Below are 22322 nucleotides of genomic sequence, written 5' to 3'. Positions count from 1 at the left end.
AACACCCCGTGCCGAAACAGCATGCACTCATCGAACAGTATACCAGGGGGAGGAAATCACGCAGAGGTTCACGAATCCCGGGACCGAAACCAGTGAACGCATCCCTTCAGCAACATCGCAAATCGCTCGACCGGAACCCGACGAACGTGGCCGTGGCGGTCCACCTGAAGCACCGTTTCCGTTTCGAGATCCATCGCTGACAAATAGCCGCCGCCAAAACAATACGTGTCCATGCAGACCAGATGGCTTTGACGAAGAACCTCGCCATCGGGCTGAGGAGTGTGCCCCACAAAAACACGCTTCCCACTGTGATGCGGTGCCGGCAGGCTGGGCGGCAAATGAGTCCAGTAGGTCAACTCATCATCCTGCGTTGCGACCTCGCAACTGGGGTCGTACATCGCATGCACAAAGATCTCGCTTTCGGTTTGATAGCACGCCAGCAAGGACTCAAAGAAAGCCATGTGCTCCTCTGGGATCTTGCGGACCGAGCCACCATAACTGGTCACCGTCGCCCGACCACCACTGCGCAGCCACATGGAGTCGTCCATCCCTCGTGACACCACGCTTTGCAACATCCATTCATGATTCCCACGCAGTGGAATCACCTTGCAAACGGACTGCAGATCAATCAACTGCTCCACGACGTCGCGGGAGTCCGGGCCGCGATCGACGTAGTCACCCAGGAAGATCAGCTCGTCCTCTTTTGTCGGCGCCAATTCTTGAATCATCGACCGCAGTGCTTTTGCGCATCCGTGGATGTCGCCGATCACATACCGGGCCATTCAATTCACACCTGGGTCGAAACCCTGCTGCTCACTTGGAAAAGACACATCGGGCGTCAGATCCTTCAAAATGGCTTGACCGCAACGATGCACCAACTTTTCCCAAATCCCTTCGCAAGGAGCAAAAATGGATTCCGTGTCGGCTGGCGTGACCAACCAACCACCTTCTTCCAATTCGTTTTCCAATTGCATCGGCCCCCAGCCTGAATAGCCAACGATGTAACGCAACTTCGCATCGTCACGTCGGGCGAGCAACCGCAAGTGATCCTCATCGGCAGTGACCCACGCGGGAACATCCGCCCATTGGATCGACATGGATCCCCAAGGTTCGGCAGGATGATCATGCAGTTGAGTGGTTGATCCAGCCGGATCGTTCCCGCCCGCCTCGGTTCCGTCCACACCACACGGATCACCGATGCCGGCGATGTTATGCAGAGCCAACATCGGACCGTTGACTGGTCCCCCAAAATAAATCTGGTCCGGGTGTATCTGCTGGTCCAACTCGACGGGGTTGTCGGCAGAACCGCCGGAGGAGTCGCTCGACGCAGCGGAGGCCAAGTCAATTTCCGGCTTGGTCCCCGGCTGCCAAGACGGGTCACTCATTTCAATGACGTCACCAAACCGCTGTGGCCCCACGCGATTGATCACCACACCAAAGGCACCTTCCTCTGTGTGCCGAACGATCAGCACCACGGAACGAAAGAAATTGCCATCGTGCAAATACGGCGACGCGATCAAGAAGCGACCGGTGCAATTCGTGGACGTGTTCATCTCAAGCCCGGGTTCGAGAACCGGCAACTGCGTGCGTAAATTTAGGATTGGTCTCGGTACTGGTCGCGCCAGAGACATCCGCCCCACGACAACCCCACGCCAAAGCCAACCAAGACATTGGTCGAGCCCTGACCCAACTCGTCACGCCGTCGCATGCGGTCGATCAGAATCGGCAGGGTGCAGGAAACGGTGTTGCCAACATCCGCCAGATCGATCGGCAACCGCTCGGGAGCGATGTCCATTCGTTTCCGGAGTTGATCCAGCATCTTCCAGGTGGCCTGGTGAAACAAATAGTGGCCGATTTGGTCATCGGACAAATGGTTTTCTTCCAGGATTTCATCCACCAAACGCGGGATCGCATCCACCGTGAAATTGATCAGGCTGGGGCCATCCATGTACAGGCGACTTTTCCAGCGTTTGCGGTGTCGAGGCGGAATCGCATCTTCCGCGGGCCGGCCACCGCCGTTGCCAACGATCAGCATGTCGGCACCACTTCCGTCGCTGCCGAACTGGTAACCCCACAAAGAGGGCTCCGCTTCGGCGGTGATCAGGGTCGCGGCGGCCGCGTCCCCAAAAATGGTTCGCAGACTACGGTCATTGGCATCGATGTATTTGCTGTACGTTTCCGCCGTCACCAGCAAGATTTTTTTGGCGACGCCGGTGCGGATCAGGCCATCGGCCATCGCAGTGCCATAAACGAAACCGCTGCAACCGAGGTTAAAATCGATCGCGCCGCACTGTGTTCGGAGTCCCAGTCGGTCCTGCAACAAACAAGCGGTGGTCGGCAGCGGGTAATCGGGGGTTTGCGTGCACAGCAGCACAAAATCAATCGTCGACCGATCCAAATTCTCACGTTCGAACAATTGCTCGCAGGCCTGAACCGCGAGGTCGGCAGAAGTCTCACCTGGCCGAGCGATGTGCCGCTGATGGATCCCCGTTTTCTCCGCGATCAAATCGAGATCCCAGGAGGGGAACTGTTCCTTCAGCGTCGCATTGTCTTCCACATGTTCCGGAAGATGCACCGAGATGGGACCAATCTGGGCGTGGGGCACGTTCGACTCGGCGAAGAGGCTAATGAAAACTGACGTGGATCATTCAAAGAAGGCAGAAGCGTACCAGCGATTCCGCATCAACGGCAACTCGCAAACGAGACTCCGACCCGGTGGGGATGAAAAAATCGCCCTTTTGCGGGGCAAAAAAACCCACCCGACGGACAAAAAAAAACCACGCCTGTTTTGATCCAGGCGTGGTTTTCAAGAGCGGCTGATCGGATTCGAACCGACGACAATCACGTTGGCAACGTGATGCTCTGCCAACTGAGCTACAGCCGCGTTTCAGTTGTGTGGGGCACAGTATAAGAACCATCGGATTTGTCGCAAGTCGACTTGAAAGGTTTTTTAACCGCTTGTCGATCATCGCCGGAAAACACTACACTTTGCCGCTGCATGAAACGGCCCCTGAAGCAGGTGCCCCCCGGTCGAAGCGTCCGATCACCCCGGCCTTTTCGATTTCGCTTTCTGAATGTTCGGTAGCCAACTCCGGTTCGATCGATTCATTCTTCTAACACAAGGTTCAAAATCAGGATGTCCACGTCTTTCGACACCGATTCCACGCCCGCCGAAGACGCGGCTGCTCCCGTCAAAGACCCGCTGCAGTTGAACATGGAGGTTACCAAACCTCATGCCTGTTTGCGGGAGGTCATTGTCACCATCCCTCGTGGCGAAGTGGATCGCTACATGAAGGACGCGTACGACGAACTCGTCCCGGAAGCTCAGGTTCCCGGATTCCGTGCCGGGCGCGCACCACGCAAGTTGGTTGAAAAGCAATTCAAGGACCGAATCGAAGATCGCGTCAAAGGCTCGCTGTTAATGGACAGCTTGGCCAAAGTCACCGAAGAAGCTGAATTTTCCGCGATCGGCGAACCCGATTTCGATTACGAGTCGATTGAATTGCCTGAAAAAGGTGAATTCAAGTACCAGTTCAGCATCGAAGTTCGCCCCGAATTCGACACGCCGGACTGGAAGAAACTGGATCTGAAAAAGCCCGTCGAAACGATCTCGGAAGAAGACGTCGACGCCGCTCTGCAACGCGTTCTCTCTCGCTACGCTTCCCTGGAAGCCTGCGACGCGCCCGCCGAATTGGGCGATCGCTTGCTGATCACAGCGAAATTCAAAGACGGCGACAAAGTCATCTCTGAAATGGACGAAGAAAGCGTCACCTTGGCCAATCGCCTCAGCCTCTCCGATGCCGTTTGCGAAAACTTCGGCGAACTGATGAAGGACTGCAAAGAAGGTGACTCGCTGACCACCAAGGTCAAACTCGGCGACGGTCACCCCAACGAAGAAATGCAAGGCAAAGAAATCGACGCCACCTTCACGGTCGTCGAAGTCTTGAAAGAACAACTGCCTGAACTGACCGCTGAATTCTTGGATGAATTGGGCGAGTTCGAGTCCGAATCTGAACTTCGCGATTTCGTGCGTTCGTCGCTCGAACGACAAGCCAACTTCCGCACCGAACAAGCGATGCGTGGCAGCATCATCGAAAAACTGCTGGATTCAGCGGACTTCGAGTTGCCACCGACCTTGGTTCGTCGCCAAATGAAGCGAGAACTCGATCGCAAAGTGCTCGAGTTCCGTCGCAGCGGTTTCGACGACGACATGATCCGTCGCTTCGTCAACGCCAGCAAGCAAAACATGCAACAAGGCACCGAATCCTCGCTGCGTGAACACTTCATCCTGGAGCAAATCGCCGACGAAGAAAAAGTCGACGCCGAGCCTCAAGAATACGAAACCGAAATCCAGTTGATCGCCGAACAAAGCGATTCCTCACCACGTCGCGTGCGTGCTCGATTGGAAAAAACCGGTCAAATGGATGCTCTTCGCAACCAAATCGTCGAACGCAAGGTCATCGAAATGATCACCGAAGCGGCAACGGTTGCCGAGGAACCTGTCGAAAAGGAAGCCGAAGAAAAGAACGAAGAGTTCGCTGTCGACCACGAAGTGCTGCCGACCAAGGATCACGAAGCGATCCCAGCAGCCAAGTACGACGACAACACCCCCAAGGGTGCCGAAACCGAAGACAAGCAGGAAAAAGACAAGGACTGATCCTGAGTCAGTTCCTCGAACGAATCAACGCCCGGTCGCCAACAGCGCCCGGGCGTTTTTTTTGCGCTGCGGAGCTGCTTGCTGCAGCAGATCTTCCGAGCCCCAAAACCCACCGACAGGAGGATTCGCTAACTCACGAATTCTCGCGGTCATCCTCTCGAGACCCCGCAACGCAGGGCTGCCCGCATGAATCCCGCCAGGCGGTGACTTTCTCTGGATCCAACCGACCGCGGCGATCTCGATGATCGCAAACGTCGCCGCGAACGCCCCAGCAGTTGGGACGCACGCCCTCCGCGACCAGCGATTGCTTTTCCGGGAGTCGAACCGACCCTGCGAGCGCCATCCAAACGCCAGCGTTCGCGGCCGTTCTCAGCAACGATCGCAACTGCTCCACAGACAGATGATCGGTCAACGTTCGTCCATTCTTCCTGAACGTGTCAATCAGCATCCGCCGCCGCCCCGAGTCGATCACCAACTCCAGAACCTGTTCCGGACAGATCGTTTCCGCCGCGACATGATCGGCGTAGGCAACCGGCACCAGTTCCACCGATTGTGGCAAACAAATCGCCTCCCAAACCGAAGCCAGTTTTTGTGCGGTCTGACACCCGCTGGGGCCGATTTTCGCAAAAGAGAATTCGCGGGGAACCTGCCCCGCCAACTCCCGCCCGGTGTCGGATTCCCCCAACGCCGCCGACAACTGAACGCTCCCCCCAGCAACAACCAGAGACGCAGCCAATTGCAAGGCGGCGGCTCGCCAAACGCTGGGGTCGCAAGCCGCCAGTGCACCCCGCGAGGGTTCTTTGAAGTCCACAATCTGAACACCACGGGAGACGACCACTTGAGCCTCCTCCAAATCCCGCACACTGATCAGCAATTCAGCGTCACCGGCCTCGGGAAGGTGGTCTTTGCAGCAATCCGACACCAATCGCTGGCGGGGTGACAACGACTCCATTTGATTTTCTCCGGGGCATTCTGATCCAGGTTGCCGTTCCATCGGATCGACCCGAAGCGGCTGGCAAGTTACAGTCTTCATCCAATCAGCGTTGCAGGGATGCAACTTACGTGAAATCAATGTCACCCAACAAGACACCGGATCTGCCGCGGTGAACTACGACTCCATCGAAACGCCTTCGCAGTTCAGTGACTTTTGCGAGGCCATTGCGGACGAACCCGTGATCGGCTTCGACACCGAATTTGTCTCTGAAGACTGCTATCGCCCCGAGCTCTGCTTGCTCCAGGTTGCGGCAGGCAAACACCTGGCGGTGATCGACCCCTACACCGTTGGCGACACCAAGCCATTCTGGGACATCCTGACCGACGACACAGTCGAACCAGGCAAACGAGTCGTGATCGCGCACGCCGCTCGCGAAGAGATTCGGTTTGCCTATCGATTCGCAGGCCGTCCGATCGCGGGATTGTTTGACACCCAGTTGGCCGCTGGATTTGTCGGCATTGAGTACCCGGCTTCGCTCGCCACGCTGGTTCAGAAACTGGTGGGGCAAACCCTCCCCAAAGGCGAAACACGAACGAACTGGCGGCATCGTCCGCTGACAAAAGACCAGCTGACCTACGCCTTGCACGACGTGACCACGCTGGCACAAATGCACACCAAATTGATCGCGGATGTCAAAGCCCTGGATCGGGTTGCTTGGCTGGACGAAGAAACCGATCGACTTCAACAGAAAGTCATCGACGCGGAAGAAAGCGAGAACTGGCAACGCGTCAGCGGCAGTTCAGGACTGAAACCTCGCCAACTCGAGATCATCCGTCACCTTTGGCGGTGGCGCGAAGAGATCGCCCGCAGCAAAGATCGATTGCCCCGGCGGGTGATGCGTGACGATCTGATGGTGGAGCTCGCGAAACGTGGCTCACCCGACGTCAAAAAAATCCGCAACATTCGCGGGATGGAACGCCGTGGTTACAACGACCAATACGAAGAAATCGGCGACGCCATTGCCGCTGCCCTAGATGTCCCGGACGAGCAACTGCCGCGTCGCAATCGCGGCCGTTCACGCAGTGCTTCGCCGATGTTGAGCCAATTCCTTTCCACGTCGATCGCTTGCATCAGTCGACAACAAAAGTTGGCACCCGCCATCGTTGGTAATTCCGATGATGTCAAAGAACTGCTTTCTTACGAGCTGGATCCGCGACGTGGAACGCCCACCCCATCGCTGCTCAAAGGATGGCGCGGTGACATCGTCGGAACCGCCTTTCGCAAAATTCTTCGTGGCGAACTCGCCATCCGAGTCGCCGACACAAGCGAACAACAACCGCTTGAATTCGTCGAGTGCGAAGGGTCACCTCAGCGGGAAGAAAGCGAGCCCGATTCGGGCAACGCCTGAGCCGGCCAACTCCTGAGCCGGCCAACTCCTGAGTCGAAGCCGCAGGCAATTCACAACCCCGCCACGGCACCGTCACTCATGCTTGTGATGGTGTGGGTCTCGATCGTGGTGACGCTGGTTGATGTGCACGTGCAGTTGAGGGTGGTTTAGAAACAACCACTCCCACCCCGACTCGGTGACCGCCGAATCGTCCAAGTACAGCGATTCTAAATGCGGCAACTCAACAATCACTTTCAAACCTTCATCCCCGAGCGGAACACCGATCAGATGAAGCCCTCGAAGCGACTCCACTTCCAACAGCGCTCGCCCCAAGTCGTTTCCTAGCAACGTGGATCCCACCCGAAGCTGGCGTAGTTTTGGCAGGGCAGCCAACGATCGAATTCCCTTTTCGGTCAACCTGCTGTGCGGCAAATTGAGAAACCAAAGCGTTTCGCATCCAAGCAATGGCTTCAGACCCTCGTCCGTGATGGGCGAAAGCCTCAATCGCAAATGCCGAAGCTCCGGAATCTTGGCGATCGTCTTCATGCCCTCGTCGGTGATCACTCCCTCATCGATCAAGACCGTGTCCAGCTTGGGAAGTTCGGTCACCAGTGGTTCGCCAGCTGCCTCTCCTCCCCCAACGAACCGATCGCTGGGTGGCAGAGGCGCGGACTCCGATGAGCTCGCATCGTCCGACGCCGGACTGCTCTCATCCACCACCAGGTCCGAGCGACGTTGCTCAGCGGCAGCTTCCAATTCCTCGAACGGGATGAGCAGCAAACTGGAATCGTCAATCGGGTACGAAGGCGTGTGCAACTGAGTGGAGACCCCGCCGAGAATCTGCTCGATCTGCAAAGCGAAAAGCTCTTCCGGCTCCGGTGGCTTGGGCGGTGGTTTGGGAACCTCGATCGGACGAGTGGCCCACCATCCGAGCACGATCATCGCCAGCACGGCGATTCCGATGCCAAGCTTGACGGGCGTGAGAAACACTGCCAGCCGCTCTTTCAGGCTGGCTCGCTCGACCAACTGGTCCTCGTCGTCGGTTCCAACGACATCGCCCAGTTCGTCTTCCTCGCCCTGGAGCGGCGAGTCAGCGATCGAGTCGCCTTTGCCTTCTCGGTCGTCGTCCGATGGTTTGATCGATGACATGAAGAAGAGTTGTATCCTGGCACCGGAGCGCCGATAAACGACGCTCCGGTGCGCAGTTAAGTTTCGTTGAGAAGCAAAACGCTGAGACGATTGACCCAGTAACCGTCGCAACGAGTGCAAAGCTTCCGCAGGTCGGAACCCGCGAAGAAATCATTCCCGCAAACGATTTCTTGTCAACGAAACCTAAGTTTGGATGGGTAACAGGTGGGAGGGCGTGAGGAATCCCCAAGCCGGTGAGAGTGGGGTACCAATGGGGGCAAATCAAAGTCAACGCCGAAACGACGTTTGCGCCAAAAATTCCACACTCGCTTCGGTTTCACGGGATGTTTCCCCCCCGGCTTCCCTCGCGTTGACACCGGAAAAGACGCACAAAGGACCACCGGATTGCTCCACCGACGCCACCAGCGGCACACCGCACCATTGCAACAAATCTTTCGTGTTGGTTTGGGCCGAAGCATCCGCGGTGTCGTCCAAGCGATTCAAAATCAGGCCCCCGATCGGTAACCCAGCGGATTCGGCCGCCCGCGAAGTTGAGATCACCTGATGCAACACACCAAGCTGATCCGGAGCCACCAACAGCAGATGAAGTGAGTGCCCCTCTCGCTGCCCCCAACGCTTCATTTCCATCGCCAAATCGATGTTCAACCAATCGTCACAGATCGGGCTGAACAGGCCGCCGGCACCTTCAATCATGACGACGTCGAAATCACCTTGGCACCAAATCGCCAACCCGTCCCGCAATCGCTGCGAATCGACCTGGGTTCCTTCTTCAGCAGCGGCCCGAGGTGGCGACAACGGAGCCATGAAAAGCTGCGGGCAAACCGCCTGCAAAGATTTGGGACGCCCCGCCGCTTGCCAGAGTGTTTCAGCATCGACACTATACCGTTCACCGTCAGCCCGCACTTCACACCCACTGGCCACCGGCTTGTAGATCCCCACTCGCTGCCCACACTCGCGCATGCGTTCCACCGCCCTCGCGGTGCAGTAAGTTTTGCCAACCTCGGTACCGGTTCCTGTAACAAAGTAGAGACTTGCCATGAGTTCTTCGGTCAAATTGTCGTTGATTCAGATGCGTGATGCGGGGTCGAAAGACAAGTCGATCGAAGCATCGATTGAATGGATTGAGAAGGCTGCCGCAGAGGGTGCCCAGGTGATCTGCTTGCAAGAGTTGTTTGCCACATGTTACCCGTGTCAAAGCGAAGACCACGGCAACTTTGATTTGGCAGAGTCCATTCCGGGGCCAACGACCACTGCCCTGCAACCCGTGGCCGAACGACTGGGCGTCGTGATTGTGGCTCCCCTCTTTGAACGTCGCGCACCGGGCGTGTACCACAACAGTGCCGTGGTGATCGATGCCGACGGCAGCGTCGCGGGCGTGTATCGAAAGATGCACATCCCCGATGACCCGTTGTACTACGAGAAGTTCTATTTCATACCCGGCGACCTGGGATTCAAAGTCATCCCCACCCGCTTCGCCAAACTGGGCGTGGGAATCTGCTGGGACCAGTGGTTCCCCGAAGCCGCGCGACTGTTTGCTCTGGCGGGCGCCGAGATCCTACTTTACCCGACCGCGATCGGCTGGATCGATGAAGAGAAAGAAGAATTTGGCGAGGGCCAACGCGATGCCTGGATGACGGCGATGCGAGCCCACGCGATCGCCAACGGCATCTACCTGGGAGCCCCCAATCGTGTCGGGATCGAAGGCCGAGTTGAATTCTGGGGCTCGTCCTTCATCGCGTCACCCCGGGGAGAGGTCCTCTCGCAAGGTGATTGTTCCAGCGACCAAATCGTTTCCGCGGATTGCCAGCTTGCCGACATGGACGTCGTCCGAACCCACTGGCCATTCCTTCGCGATCGTCGCATCGATGCTTACGGCGATCTCACCAAACGGTGGATCGACTGAGCGATTGAGTCAATCAATGTGATGCATCGCGGGAAGCACAAGTGACATAGAGGAAGGGCGTACGACAAATTCCACTCAATCGAATTTCGCGTTGTTAGCGGAGCGGCGCGAGCCGCCCGGTGGATCGCAGGAAACTCCACCACCGGAAAACCGGATGGCTTGCGACATTCCGCTAAAATTTGTTTTCGATTGGGCGGGATTGGGCTTGCGCTGGGCTGCGAAATGTTTGCTTTTGGCGTTCTGATCGCGAATGCAATTTTTCTTCCGGCTTCTGTCTTTCTTCATCCCGGTAGGGATTTCAGATGGTAGCCGGGGGTTGCTGCGTAGCAGCGTCCCCCCGGAAAGCGAGCCCCAGAAAAACACTCCATCCCGCCGTGGCCAAAGGCCACGGCGGGATGGAGTGTGGCGGCGTGGGGGGCGTGTCCATCGGTGGCGCTATCGCTTACCGACGGCTACCATCTGACATCCTTACCGGGATGAAAACTTGCGCAAACGCATGGCCGCCACAAGCCCAAACATTCAGCAGTCCAGGCTTGCGCCGCAACGCTACATTGGTTGCTGGTTGTCCGGCAAAGCATGCCGCGTGGTGATCTCAAGCATTACCGAGTGGACCTTCCCGTTGCTGGCCAGAACGCTGGTTGTTTCCAGTGGCAGAGCGTCACCGGTCGCGGTGGTGATCTGGCCTCCCGCTTCAGTGATGAAGAGGGCTCCTGCGGCAAAGTCCCACGGGGACAACTTGTATTCAAAGAATGCATCGAAACCGCCGCAGCCGACTTCGCACAGGTCCAACGAAGCGGCGCCGAACCGGCGGATGCCATGAATTTCGTTTTGGAAACATTCCGCGATCGCATCCAAGGTGGCACGCATCATGTCACCACGGTCGTAGTAAAACCCACAACCGATCATGGATTGGTTCAGCGAAGAGGACTCGCTGACATGCACTCGCTCACCGTTTAGAAACGCACCTTGCCCTTGAACGGTGGTGAACAAATCATTGCGAATCGGATTGTAGACGACACCTACAATCGGAACGCCGGACTCGTAGTACGCGATCGAAACAGCGAAATGAGGCAGGTGATGGGCGAAGTTATTGGTTCCGTCGAGCGGGTCAATCACCCACAAATGCTCCGCACTGGAATCGCCGTCCTGAAGATCTTCTTCCCCCAGCAATTCATGATCGGGGTAGGCCTCTCGGATCAGCGTCGCCACGGCCTGCTCGCTCTCCAAGTCCGCGTCGCTGACCAGGTCGTAAGCCTTGCCCCCATCCACGGACTTGTCGCGGATCATCACGCCATTTTCAAAGTAGCGACGGAGAATCTCACCGCCGACTTTCGCAGCCTTGATCGCTGTCTCGAGCAGGTCAGCCCGCCTCAGGTCGTTCTCGGACATTTTTGAGTCTCATTCGGCATTTGGAGGTGGCGGCAGTCTGTTATTGTGAGGGAGTCATCCCACTGACTCTTCATCCGATTTGCCCAACGAGGATTTCGTCGTGAAAATCTCTTCGACCGCTCGTGTGTTTGTTTGTTGCTTTGTGATTGGTACCGGCGGGATTGCCAAGGGGGACGACCGCACAACGCCCCCGCCCGTGGAAGCCAAGAAGCTGGTCGCGGCCAAAGCGAGTCCCGGCGACGAAAAACCGGCGAAACAGCCTTCGAAAGAAACCGCCCAGGAGGCCCCCAAGGTGTTGACCATTGGGTCGCCCGCCCCATCGCTGGACATTGAACACTGGGTGGGTGAGTCACCCTCGCCAATGTCAAAATTTGAACCCGGCAAGGTGTATGTGGTTGAGTTCTGGGCCACGTGGTGCGGACCGTGCCTTTACAGCATGCCTCACCTGGCCGAATTGCAGAGCAAGTACGCTGACCAAGGTGTCCGAGTCGTCAGCGTCAGCACGGAAGACCTGGAAACAGTCACCACTTTCTTGAAGCGTCCGGTCAGCCCAAGCATTCTCGGAATCAAAGAACCAGCTCCCAAAGAAAACGAGGAGGAAGCAGACGAAGCCACCGAAGAGACCAAGCCCATCACGTTTGGCGAGCTGACATCGGCGTACAGCCTGACCACGGATCCAGACGGATCGGTCAATGCAGACTACATGAAAGCCGCCAATCAAAACGGCATTCCGACCGCGTTCATCGTCGGCACCGATGGACACGTCGAATGGATCGGTCACCCCATGTCGATGGACGAACCTTTGGAAGCCGTCATCCACAACGAGTGGGATCGCGAAGCGGCAAAAGAGAAATTTGAACGCGAACAAAAGATTGCTCTGGCCGTTCGCGAAATCATCATGGCTCACCGCACCGGGCACCACGAAACCACGTTGAAACTCTTGAAGGAACACGCCGACCTGTTCGTGGGCACGCGTTATGAATCCGCCCTGAAAACCATTTGGTTTCCGACCGCCTTAGCCACTCAGCAAAGTGACATCGCCCTGGAAATCATTCGCGAGAGAATTGCCGCGGCCCCCGAAGACGCCGTTTCCATCAACCGCTGGGCGTGGGAAGTCTACGAAGCCGTGGAACCAGGACTGGAGGGCAACGAAGAAATCTTAAGCACCACCATGACGGCTCTCGAATCGGCCTTGGCGAGCGAAGAGAACGAAGACAACGATGCGATGTGGCCAGCCTACGACACCATGGCTCACTTGAAGTCCATTGCGGGTGACAAGGAGTCCGCCGTGGAGTGGCAATCGCGTGCGATTGAATCAGCCCCGGAAGATGAAAAGGAAAGACTTCAGCAGTACCTGAGCGAACTGACGGGCACCGCCGTCACGTCACCCGAGAAAGCAGACGACGCCGACACGGAAACCAGCGTCCCTCAGCCGTGACACGGATGGATCGACAGAAGCTCGCGATCCTGGCGACATTCCTGCTGATGGTTGTTTCGCTTTACAAAGCTCCGTTTCCGGCGGAGCAATGGCTGCAACACATCCCGACCGTTGCCATGTTGCTGGGCCTGCTTTGGTCGACCAGCAATGCGAGGCTGTCATCCATCGCCTTCGCCTGCGCGATCTCGTTCATCGTGTTGCACATCATCGGGGCACGTTGGACCTATTCCAACGTGCCCTACGACGCTTGGTGCGAATCACTTTTTGGGCGGAATCTATCGGACCAATTTGCCTGGCAACGCAACCACTACGATCGGCTGGTCCATTTTGCGTCGGGGTGCCTGGGCGTCCCGGTCGCCTTCGATTGGCTCCAGCAAATGTGGGGAACCGCTCACTCTCCGTCGCCGCTGCCCAGGCGATGGGGATGGTTCCTGTCAATTTGCATCGTGATGGCAGTGGGAGCCGCGTACGAAGTGCTGGAATGGCAAATCGCCATGTTCTTTTCACCCGCTCAAGCCGAAGCCTACAACGGCCAACAAGGAGATCTCTGGGACGCTCAAAAAGACCTCTGTTTAGCGGGAATGGGCAGTCTGCTGGCCGTCGGAATCCACGGGATTGGGGCTGAATTGCGACGAGGCTGATTCGGTCGTCTTGACGGAACCGGTCACTGGGCGTCGTAATGGGACAATGCAAAGAGACATTGATAGCCAGCGACTTCACGATGACCTCCGCGGATTGGTTTCCGGAGACGTCCTGTGTGATCCCGTGTCGACTCAGTTGTACGCCTCGGACGCCAGCATTTATCAAATCCGCCCGCTGGCCGTGGTGCGGCCCCGGTCCGCCGCCGATGTCTCCACGACGGTGCAGTACGCCTGCGAAAACGACTTGCCCATTCACGCACGGGGCAGCGGCAGCGGCGTTTCTGGCGAATCAGTCGGACCAGGGATCGTCGTGGACATGTCCGCCCACATGAAGCGGATTTCACCGTCGGATGATGGGATGCAGGTCACCGTCCAAAGCGGTGCGACCTTGGCGAGCGTCAACCGGTTCCTGAAAGGGCATCGACGTTGGTTTGGCCCGGATCCAGCCACACGTTCGATCACGACCATGGGCGGGGTGATTGCCACCAACGCGTCAGGCAGCCACTACCTGCGCAGCGGTTCGGCACGGGACACCGTGCTATCGCTCCGTATGATTGCGGCGGACGGTCGTCTGGTTGAGCTGTCGCAACACGACCCATTGCCCATCGAGGATGACGAAGCAACGCCCGAGCATGGCAACCTCGATCCCCCCCAAGATCTCAACGCCTCGCTCTTGGATCAAGCTGGCGAAGCAGGGTTCGTGAACCGCGTTTCGCGAGGATTGGTTGAGATCCGGAATCGCTTTCACTCCCAACTCGATTCCAATGTGATCCAGTCGCCCGCCAGCGGTGGTTATCGCCTGGACGATCTTTACGACGCCAATCATCGAGTCGATTTGGCAAAATTCTTCAGCGGCTCGCAAGGCACGCTGGGCGTGATGATCGACGCCACCCTTCGCACCGAAGCGATCCCGGCGCATCGCGGGGTGGTGCTGTTCTTTTTCCATCGGCTCGACTCAGCCACACGGGCCGCCGTTGCCGCCCTGCAACACGGCCCCATCGCGTGCGACGTGATGGATCGACGGTTGTTGCAAATTGCTCGGGAGGGCGAGAAACGATTCACCGACGTGGTGCCTCGCGAAGCCGAAGCGGCGATGTTGGTCGAAATCCAAGGCGAGTCGCTGGGCGACCTCTACGACCGACTCGCCATTTTGCGTCAGTCCATTTCCAGCGGCCACGACGCGGCGTTCGAATCCGTGGACACCATCCGAGATGAGATTCGCGATCTTTACTGGATGCTGTTTCGAAGAGTGATTCCACGACAATACCGGGTTCGTGGCACACAAATGCCGCAACCGTTTGTGGAGGACATTCACTCACCACCTGAACAACTGCCTGAAATGGTGGTGGCTGTGCAAAACGTTCTCAAACGCCATCAAACCACCGCCACGATCTTTGCTCACGCGGGCCACGGTCAATTGCATGTGCGACCGATGTTGGATTTGCAAAAAGACGAAGACCGCCGAAAAATCCGCCCACTCAGTGAAGAAATCGCCAGTGTCGTTTGGGACCGCGGCGGACAGATCGGCGTCGAACACGCCGCAGGCCTGAGTCGTTCTTACTTGATGCCCAAGCAAGCTGGTGAACTCTGGCAAGCGATGGGCCAGGTCAAACGATTGTTTGATCCCTACCACCGTTTCAATCCAGGCAAGCTGTTTGGTGCAGTGCTGCAAAAGCCGGATGAGAACCTCCGCCCGCTCGACCAAACCATTGAAATTGTCGCCTCGGGCCGCAGCGTGATCCCCTCGTCACTCACGATGACATCCGAAGATCCCGCCAGCGAAACCGAGGCGTCGGCGACTTCGGCAGAGATCGTTGATCCCGACCAGCCAGCGAAAGAAAACGAAATCGCGGACGACGAGTCATCGACGGAACCCGAGCCCGCCAAATGGGTTTCTTCGTTGATGCCGCATCAACCCGCCCCGCAACTGGAAGTCCTTCAGCATTGGCCGGGCGGAGCACCGATCACAACCACCACGCGAGCCTGCAATGGGTGCGCGCGATGCCGCGCCGACGCTTCGGACGAACGTCAGTGCCCGATGTTCCGCATCACCTCCATCGAAGAAGCGTCCCCCCGGGCCAAAGCCAATCTGTTGCGTGGGGTTTTGAGTGGCCAGTTGCCGGTTTCGGAACTCACGGGGGAACGAGCCAAAGCCGTCGCCGACCTGTGTTTCAACTGCCACTCCTGCCGAGTCGAATGCCCCGCCTCGGTCAACATTCCCAAAGTGGTCGGTGAAATCAAAGCCCAGTACGTTGCAACCAACGGGCTGACTTTGTCGGATTGGCTGATTGGCCGAATTGACATGCTGGCCGCGCTCGGCTCACGCGTGGCTTGGCTCTCGAACTGGATGCTGCGGCGACGTTCTCTGCGCTGGTTGGCGGAACGAACCCTGGGGCTGTCCGCCTCTCGGGAAATTCCGTTGTTGGCCAGTGAGTCCTTCGTCCGGTACGCCGTGCGACGACGTTGGCACCGAGCCTCACCCGCCGGCGGATTGAAAGTGGTTTACTTTGTCGACCATTTCGCGAACTACCACGATCCCGAGATCGGTCGCGCTCTGGCGGAAATCCTGCAACACAATCGGATTGGGTTTTATGTTCCAACGGGGCAAAGCCTCAGCGGAATGGGCCGCATCACCGCCGGCGATCTGAAGGGTGCCCGCCGAGTTGCCAAACGCAATGTTCGCTTGTTGGCGGACGCGGTTCGGCAAGGCTACACCGTGCTCGCAACCGAACCCGCCGCCGCACTCTGCTTGAAGCACGAGTACCCGAACCTGCTCGATACCGAAGACGCTCACTTGGTTGCCGAGCACAGCTTCGAAGCGTGCCACTACCTTTGGTCTTTGCATCAAGAAAATCGATTGACGCTGGAGTTTGAACCCATCCAACACCGGATGCTGTATCACCAACCTTGTCACAGCCGCGTTCTGCACAGTGACACCTCCGCGGCTAACCTGATGCAACTGATTCCTCAACTGGAAGTCGACATCGTCGCCAAGGGATGCAGCGGGATGGCCGGCACTTGGGGATTGCAGCGAAAGAATTACCGCAACAGTTTAAGAATCGGTTGGCCGATGGTTTCCACCGTTCGCAAAGCAACGTCCAGTGCCCCGACGACCGAATGCAGTGCATGCAAGTTGCAAATGGAACATGGTGGTGACTACGAAGCGATCCACCCCCTGAAGTTGCTGGCGCATTCCTACGGCCGCCTGCCAGCACTGAATCTGCGTGGAAAAACGCCCCTCAACGAAGACAGCCCAGCATGACTCCCCCCTGTTCCATCGACGTGTTGCTCTTTGCCGGTGCCAGCGAATCGGCCGGTGGTGCCGACCGAGTCACGGTGCAGACGCACCCACGCCCCACAGCCAACGAACTGATGACGCAACTGGCCGAACAACACACAGAATTGGCAGCGATGGTCCAGCGATCTCGATTGGCCGTCGACCAAAGGTACGTCTCGCCCGATCATGTGATTGAAACGGACGCCGAGGTCGCGTTGATCCCGCCGGTCAGTGGTGGTTGATCGATGTCGAACCTCCCATCCACGGACGAGAATTTCGGTGCCGTCAACATTCGCTTGACCGACGAACCGTTGGAACCAATGGTTCAGGCGACTTCCTGCGAGGAACCTTGGCTATCGCACCCCGACGCGGGTGCGATCCTCTGGTTCCATGGCGTGACTCGCCGCCAGACGAAGAAGGGCGATCACGTGACCATCACGAAAGAACTTTCGTACACGGCCCATCGTGAAATGGCAGTCAAGCAATTGAATGAATTGGCGAACAACGCAGTGCACGAATTCGGTTTGCATCGCGTTGTGATTTGGCATCGTCTGGGGACTGTCCCGATTGGACAAGCCAGCGTGATCGTGGGATGCAGCAGTGCTCACCGAGTCGCTGCGCTCGATGCGGTTGCCGCCATCATGGACCGGCTGAAACAAGACGTTCCGATTTGGAAACAGGAACACTTTGAATCTGGCGAGTGCCACTGGATTCATCCGTCACCCACGACGGACGATCCAAGGACTCATTGATGTTTCACGAGAATGCCCACCGGACACTTTCGCGAAACATCACTTCTGACGGCGTTCAGTCACGAGGTGGACGAACGTCTTTTGTCGCTCCTGCACCTGTCTGTGACGCGCGGCGATTTTCTCGCTGAATCGCGTCATAGACCTCTTGGCGGTGCACCGGTATCGCTTGGGGAGCTTCGATACCAAGACGCACTTTGTCGCCTCGGATATCAACGATGGTTACGACCACATCGTCACCAATCATGATGCTTTCGTCGCGGTGTCGGGAAAGGACGAGCATGGTGTCCTCGGCTTAAGTTGTCGGAGTGGGAGAGCTTTCGAATCAATTCGTCAGGAATTTCAATGTGTTCACGGCGGCATTCCATTGCCGAGAGTTGTTGCATTCCATCGCAATGTTCGGACGAGGTTCACCTGATGAAACAACACCCGTTGCTTCGCCTCGCGTACACCACTCATCGACCCACCGGATGGAATAGTTCACGCATCGGTCAGAAGGTCGGCACGTGCCGGTCGTGCCGATTCGACTTGGTACCCCGTTTGCAACGCCCACCAATTTCCATCCTGCAAGCCGGACACCGATTGACTGGATCGGGTTCGCGAAGGAGCTGCTCGAAACACCTTCCTCGGTTTGCAGAGCGGCGCCATCCACCCGGTGCTGCGGTCCCCGAGGGCTTGCAGTTTTGAAGTGCTGTGCCAGTAACGCATTGAGAACCCCGCCCGCGCAGAGGTCGTGCAGGTTTCTGCATTTGAAAACCTCTCCTGAAACGAAGTTTGGGGAGAGCAACAGCGATACACTAGGTCGAGCGACGCCGTTCAGGCGTACGCGAGGGTGAGGGCCGGGCATAGGAAAGCGGCGCGGAATGCGCTCCCCAGGCCGTCTTCTCCCAACGGCCCCTCAAAGCCTGCCGTCCGGCGCTTGCCAACGAAAAATGGCGAGCATTGTCATCCAATGCTCGCCATTCCGTTTGTTTGGTCTGAGTTCGTCGCCTCGAATCAGGCGGCACGCACCTGTGAGGTGGGCAATGGCTTGGCCGATTCGGCTGCCACGGTCGGCAATGGCTGACGCATGGGGCGATCGTCGTTGGTGATCACCTGGCAACCCAAGCGACGATCCAGGTTCAGCATCAAAGGTGCTCGCAGGTTCGTCGTCAACTTGCCAACATGCCCGGCGACGGTGGTCATCACATAGACTTCCGAGCCCGACGTCAGGTGCAAGCTCGACAGATCACGCCGCCCGATGTGGACTCGATAGTCTGGGAAAAACGCTCGTGGACTGATCACAGCTAGTGCTCGGTCACCGCGGGCCGCACTTTGCAGCCAGGCCACCGACGCGTTGTCTGTGTCAGGAATCAACGCCCACTGATGAAGCGATTCCATTCCAATCAGACCCTGCGGGAACAAAAACAACTGGTCGGCGTTGAGTTCCAACGTGCCGAAGCGATGACTGTCGATCCGCATGACTTGATTCCACTCGTCGAATTTTTGGGTGTTCGGGACCGGTCCTGTCCCAAACGGTTCCTTCGGGTTCTCCGTCGCTACTTCTCATCGACCATCGAATCCCGCCAGTCCACCGAACAATCGAAAAAGGACGAAAATTCGCTGCAGCCATCACAATCGGAATCCCCTGACACGGTGGCACTGTTGATCCAGCGGACAAATGATCCAGCGGACCAACAGCCGCTGGGATCAAAGGTAATTCAGGACCGTGATGCCCGAGGTTTGCCCGACGAAACGCATGGAAGCTTCCAGCGCCACCTGCCGGGCCTGCAATTCACTGATCACCGAGGCCAGGTCCGCGTCCATGGCATCGGACAACTGCGACTGCAGGAGAACATTCTCGTTCTCCACCGCCGTTCGGGAGTCCTGCAAGGAAGAGTGCCACACTCCCACCCGCCCGCGAGTCCGCGTGCTGGCGTCCAGGTCATCGTCCAAACGAGCCTGCAAACGGCCGATTTCGGAGATATCCCCGTCGCGGATGGCGGATTCGAGACGCAACAGCGTGTCGATCGCGCCACCGGCGTCACGCGGTTGGTAATCGCTGCCGTTCAACACCGCGACACTTCCGTCCAATTCCCCAACGCCTTCCGAGGCGTCCTCAGGAATCCAGCCCAGATACGTTCCGGCGTCGCTCAAACCAGGCTGTGTCACCCGGATCGGATCGGCTCCCGGAGGCGCCGTTAACCTCAACCCATTGCCCACTTCGTTCAGCGACACCAAAACTCGTTGGGTGTCTTGATTGTCGGGATGGTTCCGAATCAGATCGATGATCTCGCCCACGGTCTCGGCGTCTTCGAGCTCGAATTCCAGCTCGACACCGTCCGGGCGAGTGATCACCAAATCGGGGCCTTCGGGGTTGTAGTTCAAGCCGCGTTCTCGGGCCAATTCACTGACCAACGTGTCCTCATCTGCGGTGCGAATGCCCAGCTCGGTCGCGGCAGAACCACCATTTTCGCCAACGCTGTAATCCACGCCTGACCGAAGTGCATGCAATTCGATCCGGCCCGCCGTTTCATTGAGAACCGCTTTGACTTCCGCATCGCTCCGATTGATCGCGATGATCACGTCGCCCACGGTTTCGGCATTCGAAAAATCAATTTCGTAGCGTTGGTCGCCACGATCAATGACCAACCCGTCGGTCAAATCCAACCCGGCACCGTCGTTCAAATCTGAAATCGAGGTTGCCAAAGTGACCTGAGGTGCCAGGCGATCTCCGACCAACGGTGGAGCCCGAAATCCGTCAGGATTGGAGATCAACAGATCCGACGCCAAACGACTGCCCGCCGCGTCTTTGATTGCCAATGTCCCAGGCAATCCGTCAGCGTACTGGACCGTGATGGAATCGGCTCCCAGCGTGACAGACAAGGATCGACCGTCCAAATCAACGGTCCGCAAGACATCCGCCACGTCGCCAATCGTCGCTGCCTGTCGAAGGTCCAACTCCACGAAATGGTCGCCATCTGAAACGGTCAAGACGCCAGCTTGGACACCTTCCCCTTGTTTCATGTCGATCAACCGGGTGTCTGCATTCAGCGCCGCGTCCAGCGATTCGCCCTCGATGAATGGCTCGCCCACTCCGATCGCCGTCGCAGCGCTGACAGTGAATTCGGCCTGAGTCCCATCGCCCACCTTGGTCAATCCAATCGCCTGATTGCCATTGAATCGCACCGTTCCGCTGACGTGTTCCAGCGCCAAATCGGTCTGCAGCACACCGCCTAGCAGTTGGTGATCGGCGAACATGCCATTGCCGGCGCTAACGATCGACTCCATTTGTTGGCGGATCGTCATTGCCAGAGCTTCCCTCTGGTCATCCGACAACACGCTTTGGGCGGCTTCGACAGCGGCCCCCCGTGCTTCAATGATGGCCGAATCGACTTTGTCCAACGTCACATCGGCGGATTGGTAAAACGCCTCCGCGGCATCTGCGTTCCGAACCATCTGGTCCGTTCGTGAAACTTCACGCTGCAGCCCGATCGCGCGGGCCGCCGCCGCAGGGTCATCGCTGATGGTCAGCACACGACGCCCGGTGCTCAACTGATCATACTGACGCTGAATCGCCAATTGATCGCTGTTGAGCTGATACATCAACCGCTGATTTTGCAGCGGCGTGCTCGTTCGGTTCGTTGCGACGGGAAGTAATGACATGATTCAACGATGCGAAATGGTTCGAAAACACCGTCCGAGAACACGGTGCAAGCATTTTCGGTATCGTTGTAATCGGCACAATTGACTTCACGACTGAAGATCAATCCCATGGGGATTGGTTCCGGCGTGGCCGAGGCACGGTCCAGCAGGACTCCGCAGCGAGAAAGAACATGATTTTCATCAGCACCATGCAACTGACTCGGACCCTGGAACGGGGCGAGTTCTTCTGTCCCACCTGCGAATCCATCCAGGGATACCGACTGCGGTCCAAACGAACGTTTTTGACGCTGTACTTCATTCCAACCATTCCGATCAGTGCCCCCGAACCGTTCATCCAGTGCGATCACTGCAAATCGCCCTGGGACCTGAGCGTGCTGCATATCGATGAGCGCACGCACAAGAAGGTCCGCGAGAATCAGTTCCGCAATGAAGCGATCCGGTCCTGCGTGTTGATGGCACTCGAAGACGAAGAGATCACGGAGCCGGAAATACAGTCGTTGCTGCGGATCAGTCGCGTGATCCTCAACAACCCAATCGAACGAGAAGAATTAGGGCGTCTGTGTTCCGTCGCCATGCATTCGGGAATCGAAACGCAGAACTACGTCATGACCGTTTCCAAACGTTGGACCATGCAACAACGTTTGCTGGCAATTCAAGCCATGTTCTTGGCCGCCTCTTCCGGAGAAAAGAACATCTCCGACGCCAAGGTTCGACAACTCGGCCGAATGAAAGACCTGTTGGAGCTAACCGACACGGAATTCGAAGCCGTCATCGAAGACTCATTGCTGTACGCCGGCGTCTGACCCCACTCGTGCTGCGCCGCAACGAGCGGAGGTGTTGTTTCAGACGGGTCGGCTCACTGGTGGTCCAATCGCACCCGCCGCATCGTTTGCAGGAATCGGATGCACCCCGCCAACAGCACGACCGCACCGATTCCGATCGCAACATAACCGGCGAACAACAACTCTCGCGATTCGCCGAAGAACTTGATCAGCGTTCCTCCCGTTCCGACCATCATCAACGATGTTCGCAGGTAAGCCAGCAACGTCCGTTCATTGGCGAGATCCGTGCGAATCACCGCCAAGTCATTGCGTTTGCGTGCGAGCGAATCGCCCACCGGTTCGGGATTGGGGTCCGATTCAGATTCGCTCAT

At 57.5% G+C, this 22322-nt stretch carries 21 protein-coding genes and 1 tRNA gene; 9 read left to right on the top strand and 13 right to left on the bottom strand.

The genetic code is table 11. The features are described from left to right. Positions 1 to 68 precede the first annotated feature (68 nt). The 4 genes from RISK_RS03425 to RISK_RS03410 all read right to left on the bottom strand — a co-directional run bounded on the left by RISK_RS03425 (position 69) and on the right by RISK_RS03410 (position 2884). Complete coding sequence (locus tag RISK_RS03425; protein WP_047812848.1) at positions 69 to 782, bottom strand: metallophosphoesterase family protein; 714 nt, start codon at positions 780 to 782, stop codon at positions 69 to 71. Then, positions 783 to 1553, bottom strand: coding sequence for a YqgE/AlgH family protein (locus RISK_RS03420; protein WP_047813018.1), 771 nt, complete (start codon positions 1551 to 1553; stop codon positions 783 to 785). Positions 1554 to 1594: 41 nt separating this feature from the next. After that, the gene (locus tag RISK_RS03415) at positions 1595 to 2605 is read right to left on the bottom strand and encodes a ketoacyl-ACP synthase III (protein ID WP_047812847.1); all 1011 of its coding nucleotides are present in this window, start codon (positions 2603 to 2605) and stop codon (positions 1595 to 1597) included. A 206-nt stretch (positions 2606 to 2811) separates the two neighbouring features. Continuing rightward, positions 2812 to 2884, bottom strand: a tRNA-Gly gene (locus RISK_RS03410). 252 nt (positions 2885 to 3136) lie between these two features. On the opposite strand from RISK_RS03410, the gene tig reads away from it, so the two are divergent. After that, complete coding sequence (gene tig, locus RISK_RS03405; RefSeq protein WP_047812846.1) at positions 3137 to 4657, top strand: trigger factor; 1521 nt, start codon at positions 3137 to 3139, stop codon at positions 4655 to 4657. A gap of 133 nt (positions 4658 to 4790) precedes the next feature. On the opposite strand, the gene RISK_RS03400 is transcribed toward tig, so the two are convergent. After that, on the bottom strand, positions 4791 to 5690 hold the full coding sequence (locus RISK_RS03400) for a (5-formylfuran-3-yl)methyl phosphate synthase (protein ID WP_236695986.1): 900 nt from the start codon (positions 5688 to 5690) through the stop codon (positions 4791 to 4793). A gap of 70 nt (positions 5691 to 5760) precedes the next feature. On the opposite strand from RISK_RS03400, the gene RISK_RS03395 reads away from it, so the two are divergent. After that, positions 5761 to 6999: a ribonuclease D gene (locus RISK_RS03395; protein ID WP_047813016.1), complete on the top strand. Its 1239-nt coding sequence runs from the start codon at positions 5761 to 5763 to the stop codon at positions 6997 to 6999. Positions 7000 to 7071: 72 nt separating this feature from the next. Here RISK_RS03395 and RISK_RS03390 read toward each other — a convergent pair whose 3' ends face one another. Together RISK_RS03390 and bioD are read right to left on the bottom strand one after the other, a co-directional pair. Beyond that, positions 7072 to 8127, bottom strand: coding sequence for a leucine-rich repeat domain-containing protein (locus tag RISK_RS03390; RefSeq protein WP_047812845.1), 1056 nt, complete (start codon positions 8125 to 8127; stop codon positions 7072 to 7074). 267 nt (positions 8128 to 8394) lie between these two features. Beyond that, positions 8395 to 9165 (bottom strand): dethiobiotin synthase, encoded by a 771-nt coding sequence (bioD, locus tag RISK_RS03385; protein WP_047812844.1) that lies wholly within the window; start codon positions 9163 to 9165, stop codon positions 8395 to 8397. Between bioD and RISK_RS03380 the strand changes: the two genes are divergently transcribed. Next, positions 9164 to 10030, top strand: coding sequence for a carbon-nitrogen hydrolase (locus RISK_RS03380; protein WP_047812843.1), 867 nt, complete (start codon positions 9164 to 9166; stop codon positions 10028 to 10030). The two genes, bioD and RISK_RS03380, sit on opposite strands and share 2 nt — an antisense overlap. 75 nt (positions 10031 to 10105) lie before the next feature. Here RISK_RS03380 and RISK_RS32095 read toward each other — a convergent pair whose 3' ends face one another. Both RISK_RS32095 and RISK_RS03370 read right to left on the bottom strand, forming a co-directional pair. Next, positions 10106 to 10315 carry a hypothetical protein gene (locus tag RISK_RS32095; protein WP_047812842.1) on the bottom strand — a complete coding sequence of 70 codons (210 nt, stop codon included), beginning with the start codon at positions 10313 to 10315 and terminating at the stop codon, positions 10106 to 10108. A gap of 261 nt (positions 10316 to 10576) precedes the next feature. After that, a complete protein-coding gene (locus RISK_RS03370) occupies positions 10577 to 11419 on the bottom strand; it encodes an inositol monophosphatase family protein (RefSeq protein WP_047812841.1) in 843 nt (280 codons plus the stop codon). Positions 11420 to 11519: 100 nt separating this feature from the next. Between RISK_RS03370 and RISK_RS03365 the strand changes: the two genes are divergently transcribed. From RISK_RS03365 to RISK_RS03345, 5 genes are read left to right on the top strand one after another with little or no spacing between them, the layout of a single operon-like run. Next, the gene (locus RISK_RS03365) at positions 11520 to 12857 is read left to right on the top strand and encodes a TlpA disulfide reductase family protein (RefSeq protein WP_047813015.1); all 1338 of its coding nucleotides are present in this window, start codon (positions 11520 to 11522) and stop codon (positions 12855 to 12857) included. A gap of 5 nt (positions 12858 to 12862) precedes the next feature. Continuing rightward, positions 12863 to 13498 carry a DUF2238 domain-containing protein gene (locus RISK_RS03360; protein WP_047812840.1) on the top strand — a complete coding sequence of 212 codons (636 nt, stop codon included), beginning with the start codon at positions 12863 to 12865 and terminating at the stop codon, positions 13496 to 13498. Positions 13499 to 13544: 46 nt separating this feature from the next. Beyond that, a complete protein-coding gene (locus tag RISK_RS03355; RefSeq protein ID WP_047813014.1) occupies positions 13545 to 16760 on the top strand; it encodes an FAD-binding and (Fe-S)-binding domain-containing protein in 3216 nt (1071 codons plus the stop codon). After that, positions 16757 to 17017: a MoaD/ThiS family protein gene (locus RISK_RS03350; RefSeq protein WP_047812839.1), complete on the top strand. Its 261-nt coding sequence runs from the start codon at positions 16757 to 16759 to the stop codon at positions 17015 to 17017. Before RISK_RS03355 ends, RISK_RS03350 begins: the two co-directional genes overlap by 4 nt. Before the next feature lie 3 nt (positions 17018 to 17020). After that, positions 17021 to 17527, top strand: coding sequence for a molybdenum cofactor biosynthesis protein MoaE (locus tag RISK_RS03345; protein ID WP_047812838.1), 507 nt, complete (start codon positions 17021 to 17023; stop codon positions 17525 to 17527). Positions 17528 to 17582: 55 nt separating this feature from the next. Here the strand turns inward: RISK_RS03345 and csrA are convergent, their stop codons facing one another. The 3 genes from csrA to RISK_RS03325 all read right to left on the bottom strand — a co-directional run bounded on the left by csrA (position 17583) and on the right by RISK_RS03325 (position 21169). Next, entirely contained in the window at positions 17583 to 17807 is a 225-nt protein-coding gene (gene csrA / locus RISK_RS03340; protein ID WP_007325270.1) for a carbon storage regulator CsrA, read from the bottom strand. A 713-nt stretch (positions 17808 to 18520) separates the two neighbouring features. Beyond that, a complete protein-coding gene (fliW, locus tag RISK_RS03330; RefSeq protein ID WP_047812836.1) occupies positions 18521 to 18985 on the bottom strand; it encodes a flagellar assembly protein FliW in 465 nt (154 codons plus the stop codon). Positions 18986 to 19213: 228 nt separating this feature from the next. Then, the gene (locus RISK_RS03325; protein ID WP_047812835.1) at positions 19214 to 21169 is read right to left on the bottom strand and encodes a flagellin N-terminal helical domain-containing protein; all 1956 of its coding nucleotides are present in this window, start codon (positions 21167 to 21169) and stop codon (positions 19214 to 19216) included. Positions 21170 to 21339: 170 nt separating this feature from the next. Between RISK_RS03325 and RISK_RS03315 the strand changes: the two genes are divergently transcribed. Further along, entirely contained in the window at positions 21340 to 21972 is a 633-nt protein-coding gene (locus tag RISK_RS03315) for a zinc-ribbon domain-containing protein (protein WP_047812833.1), read from the top strand. A gap of 53 nt (positions 21973 to 22025) precedes the next feature. Here the strand turns inward: RISK_RS03315 and RISK_RS03310 are convergent, their stop codons facing one another. After that, entirely contained in the window at positions 22026 to 22322 is a 297-nt protein-coding gene (locus RISK_RS03310) for a DUF202 domain-containing protein (protein ID WP_047812832.1), read from the bottom strand.

Origin of the sequence: Rhodopirellula islandica (genome assembly GCF_001027925.1) — a bacterium.
GTDB classification, from domain to species: Bacteria; Planctomycetota; Planctomycetia; order Pirellulales; family Pirellulaceae; genus Rhodopirellula; species Rhodopirellula islandica.
Note: the sequence above shows the minus strand (reverse complement) of the source record. Positions and strands in the feature narration are given on the sequence as shown.